Genomic DNA, 16,938 nt, shown 5'->3' on the forward strand with positions numbered 1-16,938 from the left:
CAGGGTTCCCAGGGGAACAAACAGATGCCAGCCGGTAAAAAATATGTCAGGCTAACGCCCTCGTTACTGTCTGATTTTTGCCGAATAATGGTCTCAACGCTCAGTCTACACTATACGCAGGATGCGCTCAGCGCGCATTTCGCCAGGCTTTCGCATCTTCCCTGGGCGATGCTGCTCACCTCCGGCCATGCCGATCATGCGGACAACCGCTTCGATATACTGACCGCCGATCCGCGCGCCACCCTGGTGACCCACGGCGACCTGACGACAATTGACGCCCGCGACGCCGTGAGCCACTCGGCTGAGGATCCGCTATGGCTGGTGCAGCGCCAGTGCGAGGCGCTGGATGTGCCTCCCGACGCTCGCGACGACCTGCCGTTTCAGGGCGGTGCGCTTGGCCTGTTCGGCTACGATCTCGGGCGCCGCTTCGAACGCCTGCCGCAGCAGGCTGTGGACGATCTCACGACGCCTGATATGGCGATCGGTATTTACGACTGGGCGCTGATCGCCGACCACCATCTGCAGCGCCTGACGCTGGTGTCGCTGGGAGATGCGCAGGCGCGGCTGCGCTGGCTGCTGCAGTGGCCGACGCGCGACGCCGCGCCCTTCTCGCTCACCAGCGACTGGCACTCCAACCTGCGCTACCGCGACTACGCCGCGCGTTTTCACGCGGTGCAGGCCTATATCCAGGCGGGCGACTGTTATCAGGTCAATCTGGCGCAGCGCTTTCAGGCGCACTATCAGGGCGATGAGTGGCTGGCGTTTTGCCGCCTCAACGCCGCTAACCGTGCGCCATTCAGTGCTTTTCTACGCCTGCCCGACAGCGCCATTCTCAGCCTGTCGCCGGAGCGCTTTTTATCGCTGAAGGGCGATGAGATTGAAACCCGGCCGATTAAGGGCACGCGGCCGCGTGCGGCCGATGCCGAGCTTGATCGTCGTGAAGCGCTGGCGCTGGCGCAGTCGGAAAAGGATCGCGCCGAGAATCTGATGATTGTCGATCTGCTGCGCAACGATATCGGCCGCGTCGCTGCGCCGGGCTCCGTCAGCGTGCCGGCGCTGTTCGAGGTCGAGCCTTTCCCGGCGGTGCATCATCTGGTCAGCACCATACGTGCGCGCCTGCCTGCCTCGCTGCACGCCAGCGATCTGCTGCGCGCCTGTTTTCCCGGCGGCTCCATTACCGGCGCGCCGAAAATCCGCGCGATGGAGATTATCGACGAGCTGGAGCCGCATCGCCGCAACGCCTGGTGCGGCAGCATCGGCTATCTCAGCCTCTGCGGGCGTATGGATACCAGCATCACTATTCGCACGCTGATCGCCGAGCGCCAGCAGCTGTTCTGCGCGGCGGGCGGCGGCGTGGTTGCCGACAGCGAACTGGACGCCGAATATCAGGAAACGCTACACAAAGTCAGCCGCATTTTGCCTGCGCTGTCCGGAGACAACGAATGAAGCCGCTTACGCTCGACGCCTTTATTACCCGCTTTATGCTGCATCAGCCTGAGAAGCCGCAACAGCGCCCCGCCGGTCGCCAGGCGGCAGTGCTGGTGCCCATTGTTGCGCGCGCCGCGCCGGGCCTGCTGCTGACGCGCCGTTCGCGGGAGCTGCGCAAGCATGCCGGTCAGGTCGCCTTTCCCGGCGGCATGCAGGACGATGACGACATCTCCCTAGTGGCGACCGCCCTGCGCGAGGCGCAGGAAGAGGTCGGCATCGCTCCTGATGAGGTGAAGGTGATCGGCCAGCTCGCTCCCGTGACCAGCAGCACTGGCTTTCGCGTGACGCCGGTGGTTGGCATCATTTCGCCGCAGATTGCGCTGCACATCAATCCCGACGAGGTGGAAAGCGCTTTTGAGATGCCGCTGGAAGAGGCGCTGCGGCTCAACCGTTACGCGTCGCTGGAGGTGCAGCATGCCGGCCTGCGTCATCCGGTCTGGCTCTCGGTCTATGAGGAGTATCTGGTATGGGGCATGACGGCTGGCATCATCCGCTCTCTGAGCCAGCAGATTGCGTTCTGACCCCCCGCCTCGCTCTCTTTTAACCTTTATAAACAATCGGTTGCACTCAGCTGTGCAGCATAACTATTTCTCGCCTGAGCGATTAGTTTATTTCATGCGAAAAGGCGTTCGTTTACCTGGGCCGACGATTACTATTAGCGCCACAAACTGCCCCGGCAGAGATAAAAAATTTTTTGTGAGGAGTGTCGCCTGTGATTAGCGTTTTTGACATGTTCAAAGTGGGCATTGGCCCGTCGAGTTCCCATACCGTGGGGCCGATGAAAGCAGGCAAGGAGTTTGTCGACCTGCTGGTTGAACAGGGAAAACTTCAGGAGGTGACACGCATCGCTGTAGACGTCTACGGCTCCCTCTCGCTAACCGGCAAGGGCCACCATACCGATATCGCCATTATTATGGGGCTGGCGGGCGCTTCCCCGGCCACGGTGGATATCGACAGCATTCCTGCCTTTATTAAAGACGTCGAGCAGCGCGAACGACTGCTGCTGGCCAACGGCGCGCACGAAGTAGACTTTCCGCGCGAAGGCGGCATGGTGTTCCGCAGCGAGAATCTGTCGCTGCATGAAAACGGCATGCGCCTGCTCGCCTTTGCGGGCGACCTGCTGATCTTAAGCAAAACCTACTATTCGGTGGGTGGCGGATTTATCGTCGACGAAGAGCATTTCGGCCAGTCGACGCTGGATGAAGTGAGCGTGCCATGGCCTTTTCACTCGGCGAAAGCGCTGCTGGCGCACTGCCGCGAAACCGGTCTGTCACTCTCGGGCCTGGTGATGAAGAACGAACTGGCGCTGCACTCCCGCGACGAGATCCGCGACTACTTTACCGACGTCTGGCAGACGATGCAGGCCTGTATCGATCGCGGGCTCAATACCGAAGGTGTGCTGCCGGGCCCGCTGCGCGTGCCGCGCCGTGCCGCCTCGCTGCGTCGCCTGCTGACCTCATCGTCCAAACACTCCAACGATCCGATGAACGTCATCGACTGGATTAATATGTTCGCGCTGGCGGTCAACGAAGAGAACGCCGCTGGCGGCCGCGTCGTTACCGCGCCCACCAACGGCGCCTGCGGCATCGTTCCGGCGGTGCTCGCCTATTACGATCGCTTTATCGAAACCGTGACGCCCGATATTTTCACCCGCTATTTCCTGGCGTCGGGCGCCATCGGTATCCTGTATAAAATGAACGCCTCGATTTCCGGTGCGGAAGTGGGCTGTCAGGGCGAAGTCGGCGTAGCCTGTTCCATGGCGGCCGCCGGACTGACCGAACTGCTGGGCGGCAGCCCGGAACAGGTCTGCGTTGCGGCCGAGATCGGCATGGAGCATAACCTCGGCCTGACCTGCGACCCCGTGGCGGGTCAGGTGCAGGTGCCCTGCATTGAGCGCAACGCTATCGCCTCGGTAAAGGCGATCAACGCCGCCCGCATGGCGCTGCGCCGCACCAGCGAGCCGCGCGTTTCGCTCGATAAGGTTATCGAAACCATGTATGAAACCGGCAAAGATATGAACGCCAAATATCGCGAGACCTCGCGCGGCGGACTGGCGATAAAAGTTCAGTGCGACTAATGTTCCGGCATCGGTTGTTTTTCGCGCGGTCGTCATGAATCGCGCGCCTCGCTCTACCTCATCGCCCTGATTAACGATAAAGTAATGATTCGCGCGACCCTTTCAGGTCGCGCGGTTATTTCAGTACCGCTTTTTTTATCAAGCATGGCTAAACCTTATTTCCGCCTTGCCGATAATCTCTCCGTTATCCTGCTTTAATTTAGTGTGTGGAAGGTGGTTACTGATGCTTTTGGCCCAGCAATATGTTGGACAGTTTCGCCGTAAGCGACTCTTTATCGCGTTGGTGCTCGCCGCTGTGGTTTTAATATTGACGCTGGCTTTGCGCTTTTTTGAAGAGAAGTCGCGTATTGAACAGCAGTCGCTTAATTTCGCTAATAACGCTATTCAGCGCTTTGACCGCATGTTTTCGCCGCTCGACGTTTCGGCAAACAATACGCTGGGGCTGGTCGGCGTGCCCTGTCAGGATGTGCGCTTCCCGCTTGTTGAGAAAATTTCTGCGCTGCAAACCGTGCGCGCCATGCTTCTGGTGGAAAACGACACCATCTACTGCTCCAGCATTTACGGACCGCGCGCCATTCCTTTTAGTCAGACCTATCCCGAGCTGGCCATTAATAATCAGCGCATGATGCTGACAACCGACAATTACCTGCTGAAGGGTTCGCCGATCCTGCTGCTGTGGACGCCTAAGACACTCGATAACCGCTCAGGCATTTTACAGGCGATTAATATTGAGCTGATGAGCACCTATCTGCTGGAGCCACAGCATCCCTGGGTAGAGCGCGCTATTTTCAGCGTCGGCGGCGAAAGTCTGGAGTATGGCAATCCGCTGATTGAGCCCACGATGCCGTCAGAAGATGAGGTCAGCTACGATCAGGGTTCGCTGCGCTATCCCTTTTCCATTACGCTCTATGGCCCCTCGCCGGCACGCCTGGCGATGGCGTCGCTGCCGTCGCAGCTGCCGCTGGCGCTGCTGCTGAGCCTGCTGATCGGCTATATCGTCTGGCTGGCGACGGCGAACCGCATGAGCCTGAGCTGGCAGATCAGCTACGGCATTACCGCCAATGAATTTATGGTCTACTGCCAGCCGCTGATTAACGCCCAGAGCGGCGAGTGCGACGGCATCGAGCTGCTGCTGCGCTGGCATAACGCGCGCCAGGGCTGGATCCCGCCGGACGTGTTTATTCCGCTGGCCGAGCGGCAGAATCTTATCGCGCCGCTGACGCGCTTCGTGCTTAACAAAGCGGTGGCGCAGCTGCCGAACCTGCCGCGCTGCCCCTCATTTCATATCGCCATTAACGTGGCCGCCAGCCACTTCCGCGATCGCGCCATCGTCGAGGATCTGCAACAGCTGTGGTGGCCGGCGAATCCGCTGCCGAAGCTGGTAGTGGAGCTGACGGAGCGCGACGCCCTGCCGGTAGTGGACCAAAAGGTGATTTCGCAGCTGCACAGCATCGGCGTGCGGCTGGCCATCGATGACTTCGGCACCGGGCACAGTTCGCTCTCCTATCTGAAGGATTTACAGCCTGACGTGCTGAAGATTGACAAGATTTTCACCGCGGCGATTGGCACCGACGCCATCAACGCGACGGTGACCGATATGGTGATTTCGCTGGCGCAGCGTTTAAACATTAGCCTGGTGGCCGAAGGGGTCGAAACCGCCGAGCAGGCCGCCTATTTGCGCGAGCGCGGCGTCGATCTGCTGCAGGGCTATTTCTACGCGCGGCCGATGCCGATTGAGGATTTTCCCGCCTGGCTGACGCAGCATCAGGCGCAGCTGACCCCGTAAAAAACGGCGCATATGCGCCGTTTAGCTTGCCTGTAAGAGCGGATGCCTGCGTGGATGAGAGGGCCCGACCGCAAAGTCGCTTTACGCATCCTTGCTCGCTCGGCCCGCAGATACGCACCTCTTCCCTGAGGTGCGCCCGTAACCGGGCCAACGCACCGCGTTGTTCAAAAACGCTCCCGGCGTTTTTGTCCCTGTTGCGGGACGCTTTGCTCTTCGGCCCCTCTCACCCACGCGTTGAACAGCATCATCGTCTGTTCGATAAACCCGCTACAGATTTAGACTGATTACTGCTCCTCTTCCTCATCCTCGTGCGGCTTATCTTTGGTAACGCGCACCAGGTCGACACGATAGTCGGTCGCCTGCAGGATAGTGAAGTGCAGCGGCGGCAAGTCGATTACCTCGCCCGGCAGCGGCAGCTGGCCTTTTTGACCAATCAGCAGGCCCGCCAGGGAGGCGTGATCTTCATCCGGGTTGACCAGGTCGTTGACGTCGAACAGCTGCTGGAGTGAATGGAGGTCGGTGCCGCCCTTAACAATCCAGCCGTCGCCGTCGGCGACAATATCCGGCGTTTCATCCTCGTCCGGGAACTCGCCAGCGATCGCTTCCAGCACGTCCAGCGGCGTAATCAGCCCCTGCACCACGCCAAACTCGTTGGTGACGATAACGAAACTGCCTTTGGCGCGGCGCAGCACGCCCAGCAGGTTAATCGGATCCAGCGTTTCCGGCACCACGATAGCGGGTGACGCGGCGGCAAAGGTTGCCACATCCATTCCGTGTTCGATCGCCACCAGCAGTTCTTTAGCGCGCACCACGCCGATAATTTCATCCAGCTCGCCGCGGCACACCGGGAAGAGGCTGTGCGGCGTGTCGAGCAGCTGAATACGGATCTCATCCATTGGACGCTGGGCGTCAACCCAGGAGATTTCGCCGCGCGGCGTCATAATGCTGCGGATTGAGCGCGACGCCAGCGTCAGCACGCCGTTGATCATATAGCGCTCTTCATCCTTAAAGGCCTCCTGCGGCATCGCCTGCGTCAGAGGGGACTCCTCGTTTACCGCAGGCTGGGCCGGACGCTGACGACCGCCCATCAGGCGCAAAATCGCCTCGGCAGTGCGCTCGCGCATGGGGCGATGCGCCTGATGGCGCATAAAATTGCGGCGCGCAATCTGGTTAAACAGTTCGATCAGAATAGAGAAGCCGATCGCCGCGTAGAGATAGCCTTTCGGGATATGGAAGCCGAAACCTTCCGCCACCAGCGACAGGCCGATCATCAGCAGGAAGCTCAGGCAGAGCACCACCACGGTAGGATGCGCGTTGACGAAGTTGGTCAGCGGCTTCGAGGCCAGCAGCATAACGCCCATGGCGATCACGACCGCCGTCATCATAATCGGCAGATGGTTTACCATGCCGACCGCCGTGATCACCGCATCCAGCGAGAAGACCGCGTCCAGCACCACAATCTGCGTCACCACCGCCCAGAAGCTGGCATAGCTGCGGTTTCCCTGATGCTCGAGCTGACGGTTCTCCAGCCGCTCATGCAGCTCCATCGTCGCCTTGAACAAGAGGAACACCCCGCCCACCAGCAGAATCAAATCACGTCCTGCAAAGCTAAACTCGCCAACGCTAAATAACGGGCGCGTCAGCGTGACCATCCAGGAGATGAGCGACAGCAGGCCCAGACGCATCACCAGCGCCAGCGACAGGCCGATCAAACGCGCCTTATCGCGCTGCTTCGGCGGCAGCTTGTCAGCCAGGATGGCGATAAACACCAGGTTGTCGATGCCAAGCACGATTTCCAGTACGACAAGCGTGAGCAAACCGGCCCAGATTGAGGGGTCGAAGAGAAATTCCATCATTGACTCCTGAACGAGAGACAGACTGAACGATATCGTGCCAGCGTCCTGTGGTGACGTGACAGAAAGACAATCGGATAAACTGCAGGTACGCCGTCAGGCGTGAGGGAAAGCGCGGATGCGCGCATCAAAGTGGTTAAGCGACGTCGGTGACGATCCATAAAGGTGGGCTGAAACCCGTTACTCCTGAGTAATAAACAGATCGTTAATGTAACAGGCCAGTAATGTACGTCAAAAAATTTTCTTTCATTTACAAATGATTCAGCGCCGATTCGCTAATAAACCCTGTTTAAGGCAGGTTCGGCCGTCTGATTACTGACAACCGTCACATAAATTATTTTTTCGCGCACTAAAATAAATCGCGATTTATCGATCATTCAAGACGCCCGGAGAATGATTCTTTAATTCAGATGTTTTGACTACGTTTGTCGCCAGATAACCGTAGCGATAACTCATAACGATTCGTCGACTCCAGACGAATTTCTTTAGCGAACGGAGGTAGCAAGTGACCATTGCGATAGTGATTGGTACACACGGCTGGGCAGCCGAGCAACTGCTGAAAACCGCAGAGATGCTGTTGGGCGAGCAGGAGAACGTCGGATGGATCGACTTTGTGCCCGGCGAAAATGCAGAAACGCTTATTGAAAAATATCAGGCGCAGCTGGCAAAGCTGGATACCTCGAAAGGGGCGCTGTTTTTAGTCGATACCTGGGGCGGAAGTCCGTTCAACGCCGCCAGCCGCGTGGTGCTGGATAAAGAAAATTACGATGTGATCGCCGGGGTCAATATTCCGATGCTGGTAGAAACGCTGATGGCGCGCGACGACGATCCCAGCTTTACCGAACTGGTTGGCATCGCGGTGGAAACAGGTCGCGAAGGCGTTAAGGCGCAGAAAACCGCGCTTGCCGCGCCGCCTGCCCCAGCCGCCGCCCCTGCCGCCAAAGCGCCGCCTGCCCCTGCGCAGCCGCTGGCGCCGGGCGAACATATGAAGATTGGGCTGGCGCGCATCGACGACCGCCTGATCCACGGTCAGGTGGCGACGCGCTGGACCAAAGAGACCAACGTCTCGCGCATCATCGTGGTGAGCGACGAAGTCGCCAAAGATCACGTGCGCAAAACCTTGCTGACGCAGGTGGCGCCGCCCGGCGTGACCGCGCACGTGGTAGACGTCGACAAGATGGTGCGCGTCTGGAATAACCCGAAATATGGCCGCGATCGCGTGATGCTGCTGTTTACCAATCCCACCGACGTGCTGCGCGTGGTCGAGCAAGGCGTGGAGATTAAGTCGGTCAATATCGGCGGCATGGCGTTTCGTCAGGGCAAAACCCAGGTCAATAACGCCGTCTCGGTCGATGACAAAGATATCGCCGCGTTCCGCAAGCTCAACGAACGCCATATCGAGCTGGAAGTTCGTAAAGTCTCCAGCGATCAAAAACTAAAAATGATGGACCTGATTGCGAAGGTCAATGCGTAAAACGCCGCCAGCTGCGCCTGCGGGCCAGTTAACGCTATCCTGCTGAGGAGAAGGGATATGATGGAAATAACCTCGCTACAAATCATCCTGATATTTATCGTGGCCTGTATTGCGGGTATGGGCTCGATTCTGGATGAGTTTCAGTTTCACCGTCCGCTGGTGGCCTGTACCCTGATTGGGGCGGTGCTCGGCGATATGAAAACCGGCATCATCATCGGCGGCACGCTGGAGATGATCGCGCTGGGCTGGATGAACATCGGCGCTGCCGTGGCACCCGATGCGGCTCTCGCCTCCATTATCTCTACCATTCTGGTTATCGCTGGCGGTCAGAGCGTCGGCGCGGGCATTGCGCTGGCGATTCCGCTGGCGGCGGCAGGCCAGGTGCTGACGATTATCGTGCGCACCATCACCGTGGCCTTCCAGCATGCAGCTGATAAAGCGGCGGAGAAAGGCAACCTGACGGCGATTTCGTGGATCCACGTTTCGGCGCTGGTGCTGCAGGCGATGCGAATCGCCATTCCAGCGCTGATCGTGGCGATTTCCGTCGGCACCAGCGCGGTTCACTCCCTGCTCAGCTCTATTCCTGAAGTGGTCACCAACGGCCTGAACATCGCCGGCGGCATGATCGTGGTGGTCGGTTACGCCATGGTCATCAATATGATGCGCGCAGGCTATCTGATGCCTTTCTTCTACCTCGGCTTCGTCACTGCGGCCTTCACCAGCTTCAACCTGGTGGCGCTGGGCGTCATCGGCGTGGTCATGGCAGTGCTCTATATCCAGCTGGCGCCGAAATATAACCGCGTGGCGGGCGCGCCTGCAGCGGGTCCAGCAAATAACGATCTCGATAACGAACTTGACTAAGGAACAGGTGACAACATGGTAGATACCACTACAACGCAAAAGAAACTCACCCCAGGCGATATCCGCGGCGTGTTTTTGCGGTCGAACCTGTTCCAGGGGTCGTGGAACTTCGAGCGTATGCAGGCGCTGGGCTTCTGCTTCTCAATGGTGCCGGTGATCCGCCGCCTCTATCCGGAAAATAACGAGGCGCGCCGTCAGGCGATTAAACGCCATCTCGAGTTTTTCAACACCCATCCCTACGTCGCCGCACCGGTATTAGGCGTGACCATGGCGATGGAAGAGCAGCGCGCAAACGGCGCCGAGATCGACGACGCCGCCATCAACGGCATCAAGGTCGGCCTGATGGGCCCGCTGGCGGGCGTCGGTGACCCGATTTTCTGGGGCACCGTGCGTCCGGTCTTCGCCGCGCTTGGCGCAGGCATCGCCATGAGCGGCAGCCTGCTGGGCCCGCTGCTCTTTTTTGTGCTGTTCAACCTGGCGCGCCTGCTGACCCGCTATTACGGCGTGGCGTACGGCTACCGCAAAGGGATCGATATCGTCAGCGACATGGGCGGCGGTTTCCTGCAGAAGCTGACGGAGGGGGCGTCGATTCTCGGCCTGTTTGTCATGGGCGCGCTGGTGAACAAGTGGACGCACGTTAATATTCCACTGGTGGTGTCGCGCATTACCGATCAGACCGGGAAGACCACCGTTACCACGGTTCAGACCATCCTCGATCAGCTGATGCCAGGCATTGTGCCGCTGCTGCTGACCTTCGCCTGTATGTGGCTGCTGCGCCGCAAGGTCAACGCGCTGTGGATTATCGTCGGCTTCTTCGTTATCGGGATTTTCGGCTACTGGATCGGCCTGCTTGGCCTGTAGTCCTTTCGCCGGGCGCGCCGCGCCCGGCCTCTTCCCCGCTTTTCCGCCGTATCGCCTCAGGAGAATGTGATGACACTAACGGACGGCCTCATCGCGCTCTGCATCGCCGCGCTGCTGCTTTTTTCTCTCTACCACGACGTTATTCTGCCGCGCCGCAAAGGCCCGACGCGTTTAAGCGTGGCGCTGCGGCGCAGGCACAAGATCGACAGCCTGATATTTATCGGGCTGCTGGCGATTTTACTCTGGAATAATGTGACGCATCAGGGGCCGCAGCTCACCACTACCCTGCTGATGGTGCTGCTCTTTCTCGCCTTCTGGCTCTTCTGGCTGCGCCGCCCAGTTCTGCTGATGAAGCGCGACGGGCTGTTTTATGGCGGCGTCTGGATAGACTATGCGCGCATTCAGAGCCTCAATCTCTCTGAAGACGGCATTCTGGTGATGCAGCTGGAGCAGCGACGCCTGCTGATCGCCGTGCAGCAGCTCGACGATCTTGAACGCATCTACCATACGCTGATGGAGGCGCGCTAATCGCGCCGCCAGAGCGTCAGACGGAAGTCGGCGTCGCATTCGAAGGTTTTCGACGCCTGCAGTTCACCCCACACCGACGGCTTCGCGCGCCAGGCGAAAGGGGTCATCTGCAGCAGCGTGGCCGCCGCGTCGCCGCTCAGGTGCATCGTGTAGCGCAGCGACTGCTGGCTCTCTTCGCTAAAGCCGCTGTAACACTTCTCTTCTGGCGCATGAAGCTGCACCTCGCGATAGATCAGCGCCTTGAACTGTTGCAGATGGTGCGCCCCGGGCGTGACGGTCAGCAGCACGCCGCCAGGCCTGATAACGCGCGTCAGCTCCGCTTCGTTGCAGGGGGCGTAGATACGCACAACGCCATCCAGAGAAGCGTCGGCAAAGGGCAGTCGCTGGCTGGAAGCGACGCAAAACTGTACGTCAGGATAGCGCTTCGCCGCCAGGCGAATGGCGTTTTTAGCGATATCCAGCCCGTAGACTTCGCCGCCCAGCGCGCCGAGCGCCGAGGTGTAATAGCCTTCGCCGCAGCCGATATCGAGCAATGCGTCCGGGTCTTGCAGCTTTTCACGCAGCAGCGCCACTACCCCCTCGCGCAGCGGCTGATAGTAGCCCGCCTGTAAAAACTCGCGCCGCGCCTGCATCATCTCCGGGCTGTCGCCAGGCTCGCGCGAGCCTTTATGCTGAACGGGCAGCAAATTGAGGTAGCCCTCTTTCGCCTGGTCGAACTGATGACGGTTTCCACAGCGCCAGCTGCGATTTTCAGGCTGTAAAGGGAGATGACAGAGGGGGCAAATCAGTAACATACGAACTCCATTAACATGAGCGCCGCAGTGTACTCCGTTCACCACCGTATCGAAAGCGCAAAGAAAAAGCCCCGGTCAGATGACCAGGGCTTTACAGGATTCGTTTTCAGTGGTGCATGGCACCGAGCTGGCACGAAATCAGATAGCGGTTACGTTGACTGCAGCCGGGCCTTTCTGGCCGTCCTGAATTTCGAACTCAACGCTTTGGCCTTCAGCCAAGGTTTTGAAACCGTTGCCCTGGATAGCGGAGAAGTGTACGAACACATCTTTGCTACCGTCAGCAGGAGTAATAAAACCAAAACCTTTAGACTCGTTGAACCACTTAACCTGACCTTTAATCTTTGCCATTTTGCAAATTCCTTAGAGTGTTTATTTTGCCCGAAAGCAGACCTACAGAGAAACCAGAGACGTTACTGAATGAGGCACTAATAAGGTTCGGCAAGGAAGCGGTATTCAACGTCAACGTTTTTACTCGTAACTTCTTTACTGAAGATGCCATACATAAACAGAACTGTACCTCGTTTGACCCACGAATTGTTATCACATATCCGCAAATTAATGGCAAGGCATTTTTAATCGACCATGGACGCGCCGCACAAATTTTGCAAAGCAGCAGCGCCCTTTGTTCATTTCGGTACATAACTTATCCAGCAGTAGTCGAAAAAGCGCTATCCATCAATCTGGCGAAGAGGCAAATAACTTTAGCGGATGACCGCGTCATCGTCCAACCTTGTTCACCGTAACAAGTTAATTTACAGCTAAATTATTGCAGTATTATGGCATTCGTTTTTCTTAAGCGAAACCGCAAAAGTAAAATGCGCCGCCGTTGTTAACGTTTAATCGCTAGCGGGCTCTCATTTTTACTGGCGCAGATAATAAATACCTTTGCACCAAAATCATGAAAATAAAAAGTGCGTTGCCCCAATTAAAAGCAGAGCATCACTCATCAATCATTAATTTTTATTCTTTGATCCTGAATAATTGTTCTGTTGAAACCCAATACCCGCCTGAGGATAAGCGTCAATATTTAGGAATTTTCCTGGTTACTATTTTCCAGGCTGCGCCCCTCCCCTATTCTCCACGGCGCGAAACGGCCATTATCCTCTCCGCTGCGCTGAATAGCGCGCATTAATTCCGCTGGAGGCTCATCCAGCGATTCGTCAGCGAGTTCAAATACGCCCCAGTGGATCGGCAGGGTGAGCGGCTCGCCCGCTAGCCGCCATAATGAAACCGCCTGATCCGGATCCATATGGCTGCTCTGCATGAACCATTTCGGTGCATAGGCGCCGACAGGCAACGCGGCCAGATTAAAAGGGCCGAGCTCGCGCGGGATCTCCGCCAGATTGTCAGAAAAACCGCTGTCGCCGGAAAACCAGAAATTCAGCCTCTTGCTGCGTACGACCCAGCCGCACCACAGCGAGCGGTTGCGATCCCAGGGCGAGCGCATGCTCCAGTGACGCGCCGGCACGGCGGTCAGGGTGAGATCCGCCTCCTGCTGGCTCTGCCACCAGTCAAGCTGGCGCACATGGCGCGCGCCGCGCCGTTTGAACCAGCCTTCCAGCCCCAGCGGCACCAGAAAGGTAACCTCGGGGAAGCGGCGGAGAATGCGTTTGACGGTGGCGGCGTCGAGATGGTCGTAGTGATTGTGAGAAATCAGCACATAGTCGAGGCGCGGCAGATCCTGGATGCGCAGCGGCGGCGGGGTTTTGCGTTTCGGTCCGACAAAGGGCAGCGGCGAGGCGCGCGTTGAGAGCGCAGGATCGATCAGCAGATAGCGCTGATTAAGGCGCAGCAGCACCGCCGCATGACCCAACCACCAGATGCGATCGTCCGCGCCAGCGAGATCGGCGGGCTGCCACCAGCGCGCTTTGAACGGCTCATAGCCCGCCTGCGGCGGTAAGGGCAGCCCCGCCGCCTTGCGCGCTTTGCGCCAGCGCTGGAGATCGCCGGGCTGACGCAGATCCGGCTCGGGATTACGGAAACCTTCAGGGGTATGGTGCGTTTTGCTGGCGTCGTACCAGGGGTTTTGCCGGGGCATGTCGTCTCCTTGCCGGGCTCAGGAACCTTAGCGTTCCGGGATCATGCGGATAAAATCGCGCGCTTCTTCCGCCTCTGGCTTTGCCTGCTCCACGCTCTGGCTCTCCACCAGGCGACGCAGCAGGGCGTTCTGTTTTTTCTGCTCTTCCAGCAGCTGGCTCAGCAGCTGGATCTGTTCGCTGGCGCGCACGCTGGCCCGGTTAACGAAAAACCAGGCGATAAACGCCACAATAATAGTGACCGCCAGTACGCCATAGCTGAACAGGGGATCGGTGGTTGCGGCTACTTCGTTCATCACTGCCTCAAAACGTAAAAATATTGATGACGCCGATTCTACCTGCTGCACGCACAGCTGACCAGGCTATGCGCCTGAATGCAGAATTCCCTGACGCCTCGCTTTCAGCAATCTCCGATCGCTTCAGCAGACAAAGCGAGGCAAGCTGTTAATATTACGGGCGACAGCTCAAGGTGGAGAGCTGCGTTATGTATCACAAGGAGAAAAAATGAAACTCTTTATTCGGGCGATCGTTCTGCTCGCCGTTATCTGGGTCGCCATGCTGTTTACCGGCTATGGCGTGCTGACCGGCAGCGCTAAAAACGCAGCGGGTCTGGGCCTGAAATGTAACTACCTTACCGCGCGCGGTCTGATTACCGCTCAATATCTGCATACCGACAGCGGCGTTATTGGCGTGAGCGACTGCCCGCTGCTGAAGAAGAGCGGCGAGGTGATAGACAATTAAGGGGCACGCGGCCAACAGCGCCGCACTGACTCTGCTTCGAAAGGTCAAGCGGGCCTGGGCCCGCCTTTTTTATTAAAAATCGTAGTGGTGATAGCCCATTTCGGCGGAGAGAGCGCGCGCCGCGCGGTGCAGCATGGCAACGTAGTCGCTTTTCGCCTCTTCCGAGAAGCGAATCGTCGGGAAAGAGATGCTCAGACCGGCGATCACCACGCCGAAGCGGTCAAAAACCGGCACGGCGATGCAGCGCAGCCCCTCTTCCTGCTCCTCATTATCTTCCCCAAAGCCCTGCATCTTCACCTGATCGAGCACCTCGATCAGCGCTTCGCGCGTAACGATGGTATTGGCGGTGCTGCGCTTGAACTCCACCTCTTTGAGGATCTCATTCACCTCGGCGCGGTCGCGCCATGCAAGCAGCACTTTGCCGATCGCCGTGGTGTGCAGCGGATTGCGCCGTCCAATGCGCGAATACATACGCAGATTGTAGAGCGAGTCGATTTTATGGATGTAGACGATGCTGTCCTCTTCCAGCGCGCCGAGGTGAATCGTCTCCTTGGTGAGTCGGGAAAGCTCGCGCATCTGCACGTCTGCGCTGCGGATAAGATCGACGTTCTGCAACGCCTTCGCGCCCAGCTCGAACAGCTTCAGGGTCAGAGAGTACTTTTCGCTCTCTCCTTCCTGCGTCACATAACCCAGCGTTTTCATGGTTTGCAGGAAGCGGTAAACGGTGCTCTTCGACATCATCACGCGCTGCGCCAGTTCGGTGATGCCGTGATCGCGCTCTTCGCCCAGCGCCTGCAATATGCCGAACACCTTCATCACGGAGGAAACGGCGTCGGGTTGTTTATCGTTTTCACTGGCGGCCATCACGCACCCTTTTTTAAAATTGTTTTAATAAAATCGGAACAGATGGCCAATATAGCGCGCCAGACCCTCATCTGTCACCGCACGACATACTTTAACCCTGCTTATTGCGCTAAAGACGGTGCGTTTCAGCAGCAGATTCATTAGCATGGTGATACTCACCCACTTTATTTTTCTCGCTATGTCCCCAACACCTTTTCAGGATGGCCTGCCCGCTCCGCAGCGGTACGGCGCTATTATTACCATTGCGCTGGGTATTATGATGGCGGTGCTGGATGGCGCTATCGCCAACGTGGCGCTGCCGACCATCGCGCGCGATCTGCACGCCAGTCCGGCGCAGTCGGTCTGGATCGTCAACGCCTACCAAATTGCTATCGTCGCCTCGCTGCTGTCGCTCTCTTTTCTCGGCGATATGCTCGGCTATCGCCGGGTCTACCAGGTCGGGCTCGGTCTGTTTATCCTCACTTCAGCCTTCTGCGCCCTCTCCTCGTCGCTGTCGATGTTGACGCTGGCGCGCGTGCTGCAGGGCTTTGGCGGCGCGGCGCTGATGAGCGTTAACACCGCGCTGATCCGCATTATCTATCCGCAGCGTCACCTGGGGCGCGGCATGGCGATCAACTCGCTGGTGGTGGCGGTCTCCAGCGCGGCCGGGCCGACGGTGGCGGCAGCAATTCTGTCGTTCGCCAGCTGGAAGTGGCTGTTCCTGATTAACGTGCCGCTCGGCGTGATTGCGCTGTGGCTGGCGCTGCGCTTCCTGCCGGAGAACAGCCAGAAAGCGAAGGCGCAGAAGTTTGACGTGCCGAGCGCGCTGATGAACGCGCTGTTTTTTGGCCTGCTCATTTATGCGCTGACGGGGTTTGCCCAGGGCGGCAGCTGGGCACTGGCGCTGGGGGAAATGGCTGTGCTGGCGCTGCTCGGCGTGTTTTTCGTGCGTCGGCAGCAGCGGCTGGCGGTCCCGCTGCTGCCGGTGGATCTGCTGCGTATTCCGCTGTTCAGCCTCTCAATCTGCACCTCCATTTGCTCTTTCTGCGCGCAGATGCTGGCGATGGTGTCACTGCCCTTTTTCCTGCAGAACGTGCTGGGACGCGACGAGGTGGCGACCGGCCTGCTGCTGACGCCCTGGCCGCTGGCGACGATGGTGCTGGCGCCGATTGCCGGACGCCTGATTGAACATATTCACGCCGGGCTGCTGGGCGGCATCGGTCTGGTGCTGTTCGCAGCCGGATTGTTTCTGCTGGCGCTGCTGCCCGGGCAGCCCCAGGACGGGGAGATTATCTGGCGCATGGCGCTGTGCGGCGCTGGTTTCGGCCTGTTCCAGTCGCCTAACAACCATACCATTATCTCTTCCGCTCCGCGCAACCGCAGCGGCGGCGCCAGCGGGATGCTGGGCACGGCACGTCTGCTGGGTCAGAGCAGCGGCGCAGCGCTGGTCGCGCTGATGTTCACCTGGTTCGATCAGGGCGGCACGCACGCTTCGCTGATCCTTGCCGGGCTCTTCTCCAGCGTCGCCGCGCTGTTCAGCCTGTCGCGCCTGTCGCAGAAAAGCGCCGCGACGCAGTGATGGCCATAAAAAAGGCG

General features: G+C 58.6%; 16 protein-coding genes and 1 pseudogene. 10 read left to right on the forward strand and 7 right to left on the reverse strand.

Translation table 11 applies throughout. The annotated features are described in order from the left end of the window. The first annotated feature begins 84 nt into the window (after positions 1-84). The 4 genes from pabB (at position 85) to Q9R34_RS11960 (ending at position 5,351) form a co-directional block, all read left to right on the forward strand. Positions 85-1,446 (forward strand): aminodeoxychorismate synthase component 1, encoded by a 1,362-nt coding sequence (gene pabB, locus Q9R34_RS11945; protein ID WP_485894191.1) that lies wholly within the window; start codon positions 85-87, stop codon positions 1,444-1,446. Further along, a complete protein-coding gene (locus Q9R34_RS11950) occupies positions 1,443-2,009 on the forward strand; it encodes a CoA pyrophosphatase (protein WP_434123184.1) in 567 nt (188 codons plus the stop codon). The genes pabB and Q9R34_RS11950 overlap by 4 nt, the downstream gene beginning before the upstream one ends. Before the next feature lie 191 nt (positions 2,010-2,200). Beyond that, complete coding sequence (locus tag Q9R34_RS11955; protein WP_485893925.1) at positions 2,201-3,565, forward strand: L-serine ammonia-lyase; 1,365 nt, start codon at positions 2,201-2,203, stop codon at positions 3,563-3,565. Positions 3,566-3,788: 223 nt separating this feature from the next. Then, on the forward strand, positions 3,789-5,351 hold the full coding sequence (locus Q9R34_RS11960; RefSeq protein ID WP_485893927.1) for an EAL domain-containing protein: 1,563 nt from the start codon (positions 3,789-3,791) through the stop codon (positions 5,349-5,351). Positions 5,352-5,635: 284 nt separating this feature from the next. Here the strand turns inward: Q9R34_RS11960 and Q9R34_RS11965 are convergent, their stop codons facing one another. Then, positions 5,636-7,204, reverse strand: coding sequence for a TerC family protein (locus Q9R34_RS11965; RefSeq protein ID WP_485893929.1), 1,569 nt, complete (start codon positions 7,202-7,204; stop codon positions 5,636-5,638). A gap of 505 nt (positions 7,205-7,709) precedes the next feature. Here Q9R34_RS11965 and manX point away from each other — a divergent pair. From manX to Q9R34_RS11985, 4 genes are all read left to right on the forward strand, one after another. Beyond that, a complete protein-coding gene (gene manX / locus Q9R34_RS11970; RefSeq protein ID WP_485893931.1) occupies positions 7,710-8,678 on the forward strand; it encodes a PTS mannose transporter subunit IIAB in 969 nt (322 codons plus the stop codon). A gap of 60 nt (positions 8,679-8,738) precedes the next feature. Further along, a complete protein-coding gene (locus Q9R34_RS11975; protein ID WP_033747932.1) occupies positions 8,739-9,539 on the forward strand; it encodes a PTS mannose/fructose/sorbose transporter subunit IIC in 801 nt (266 codons plus the stop codon). A 15-nt stretch (positions 9,540-9,554) separates the two neighbouring features. Beyond that, entirely contained in the window at positions 9,555-10,400 is an 846-nt protein-coding gene (locus Q9R34_RS11980; protein WP_434123177.1) for a PTS mannose transporter subunit IID, read from the forward strand. A 69-nt stretch (positions 10,401-10,469) separates the two neighbouring features. Next, positions 10,470-10,928, forward strand: a complete 459-nt coding sequence (locus Q9R34_RS11985) for a DUF986 family protein (RefSeq protein WP_485893933.1) — start codon at positions 10,470-10,472, stop codon at positions 10,926-10,928. On the opposite strand, the gene rlmA is transcribed toward Q9R34_RS11985, so the two are convergent. The 5 genes and pseudogenes from rlmA to Q9R34_RS12010 form a co-directional block, all read right to left on the reverse strand. Continuing rightward, the gene (gene rlmA / locus Q9R34_RS11990) at positions 10,925-11,722 is read right to left on the reverse strand and encodes a 23S rRNA (guanine(745)-N(1))-methyltransferase (protein WP_485893935.1); all 798 of its coding nucleotides are present in this window, start codon (positions 11,720-11,722) and stop codon (positions 10,925-10,927) included. The genes Q9R34_RS11985 and rlmA overlap by 4 nt on opposite strands. Before the next feature lie 138 nt (positions 11,723-11,860). Beyond that, positions 11,861-12,070, reverse strand: coding sequence for a transcription antiterminator/RNA stability regulator CspE (gene cspE, locus Q9R34_RS11995; protein ID WP_003852684.1), 210 nt, complete (start codon positions 12,068-12,070; stop codon positions 11,861-11,863). Continuing rightward, positions 12,057-12,225, reverse strand: a pseudogene (locus Q9R34_RS12000) (DUF2627 domain-containing protein). Before Q9R34_RS12000 ends, cspE begins: the two are co-directional and overlap by 14 nt. Before the next feature lie 524 nt (positions 12,226-12,749). Then, complete coding sequence (locus Q9R34_RS12005) at positions 12,750-13,760, reverse strand: MBL fold metallo-hydrolase (protein WP_485893938.1); 1,011 nt, start codon at positions 13,758-13,760, stop codon at positions 12,750-12,752. Positions 13,761-13,787: 27 nt separating this feature from the next. After that, positions 13,788-14,054, reverse strand: coding sequence for a YebO family protein (locus Q9R34_RS12010; protein WP_434123172.1), 267 nt, complete (start codon positions 14,052-14,054; stop codon positions 13,788-13,790). A 208-nt stretch (positions 14,055-14,262) separates the two neighbouring features. On the opposite strand from Q9R34_RS12010, the gene Q9R34_RS12015 reads away from it, so the two are divergent. Then, positions 14,263-14,499: a YobH family protein gene (locus tag Q9R34_RS12015; RefSeq protein ID WP_434123171.1), complete on the forward strand. Its 237-nt coding sequence runs from the start codon at positions 14,263-14,265 to the stop codon at positions 14,497-14,499. Positions 14,500-14,571: 72 nt separating this feature from the next. On the opposite strand, the gene kdgR is transcribed toward Q9R34_RS12015, so the two are convergent. Beyond that, positions 14,572-15,363, reverse strand: coding sequence for a DNA-binding transcriptional regulator KdgR (kdgR, locus tag Q9R34_RS12020; protein WP_434123170.1), 792 nt, complete (start codon positions 15,361-15,363; stop codon positions 14,572-14,574). A gap of 178 nt (positions 15,364-15,541) precedes the next feature. Between kdgR and Q9R34_RS12025 the strand changes: the two genes are divergently transcribed. Beyond that, positions 15,542-16,921: an MFS transporter gene (locus Q9R34_RS12025; RefSeq protein WP_485894194.1), complete on the forward strand. Its 1,380-nt coding sequence runs from the start codon at positions 15,542-15,544 to the stop codon at positions 16,919-16,921. Positions 16,922-16,938: the final 17 nt, after the last annotated feature.

It is taken from the genome of Enterobacter sp. BRE11 (assembly GCF_031844285.1).
In the GTDB taxonomy this organism is placed as follows: Bacteria; Pseudomonadota; Gammaproteobacteria; order Enterobacterales; family Enterobacteriaceae; genus Pantoea.

Bases quoted from the DNA above. Each gene is read 5' to 3' on its own strand.
- Q9R34_RS11950 (WP_434123184.1), top strand. From the start codon at position 1,443: ATGAAGCCGCTTACGCTCGACGCCTTTATTACCCGCTTTATGCTGCAT.
- Q9R34_RS11960 (WP_485893927.1), top strand. From the start codon at position 3,789: ATGCTTTTGGCCCAGCAATATGTTGGACAGTTTCGCCGTAAGCGACTC.
- Q9R34_RS11965 (WP_485893929.1), bottom strand. From the start codon at position 7,204: ATGGAATTTCTCTTCGACCCCTCAATCTGGGCCGGTTTGCTCACGCTT.
- Q9R34_RS11975 (WP_033747932.1), top strand. From the start codon at position 8,739: ATGGAAATAACCTCGCTACAAATCATCCTGATATTTATCGTGGCCTGT.
- Q9R34_RS11980 (WP_434123177.1), top strand. From the start codon at position 9,555: ATGGTAGATACCACTACAACGCAAAAGAAACTCACCCCAGGCGATATC.
- Q9R34_RS11985 (WP_485893933.1), top strand. From the start codon at position 10,470: ATGACACTAACGGACGGCCTCATCGCGCTCTGCATCGCCGCGCTGCTG.
- rlmA (WP_485893935.1), bottom strand. From the start codon at position 11,722: ATGTTACTGATTTGCCCCCTCTGTCATCTCCCTTTACAGCCTGAAAAT.
- cspE (WP_003852684.1), bottom strand. From the start codon at position 12,070: ATGGCAAAGATTAAAGGTCAGGTTAAGTGGTTCAACGAGTCTAAAGGT.
- Q9R34_RS12005 (WP_485893938.1), bottom strand. From the start codon at position 13,760: ATGCCCCGGCAAAACCCCTGGTACGACGCCAGCAAAACGCACCATACC.
- Q9R34_RS12010 (WP_434123172.1), bottom strand. From the start codon at position 14,054: ATGAACGAAGTAGCCGCAACCACCGATCCCCTGTTCAGCTATGGCGTA.
- Q9R34_RS12015 (WP_434123171.1), top strand. From the start codon at position 14,263: ATGAAACTCTTTATTCGGGCGATCGTTCTGCTCGCCGTTATCTGGGTC.
- kdgR (WP_434123170.1), bottom strand. From the start codon at position 15,363: ATGGCCGCCAGTGAAAACGATAAACAACCCGACGCCGTTTCCTCCGTG.
- Q9R34_RS12025 (WP_485894194.1), top strand. From the start codon at position 15,542: ATGTCCCCAACACCTTTTCAGGATGGCCTGCCCGCTCCGCAGCGGTAC.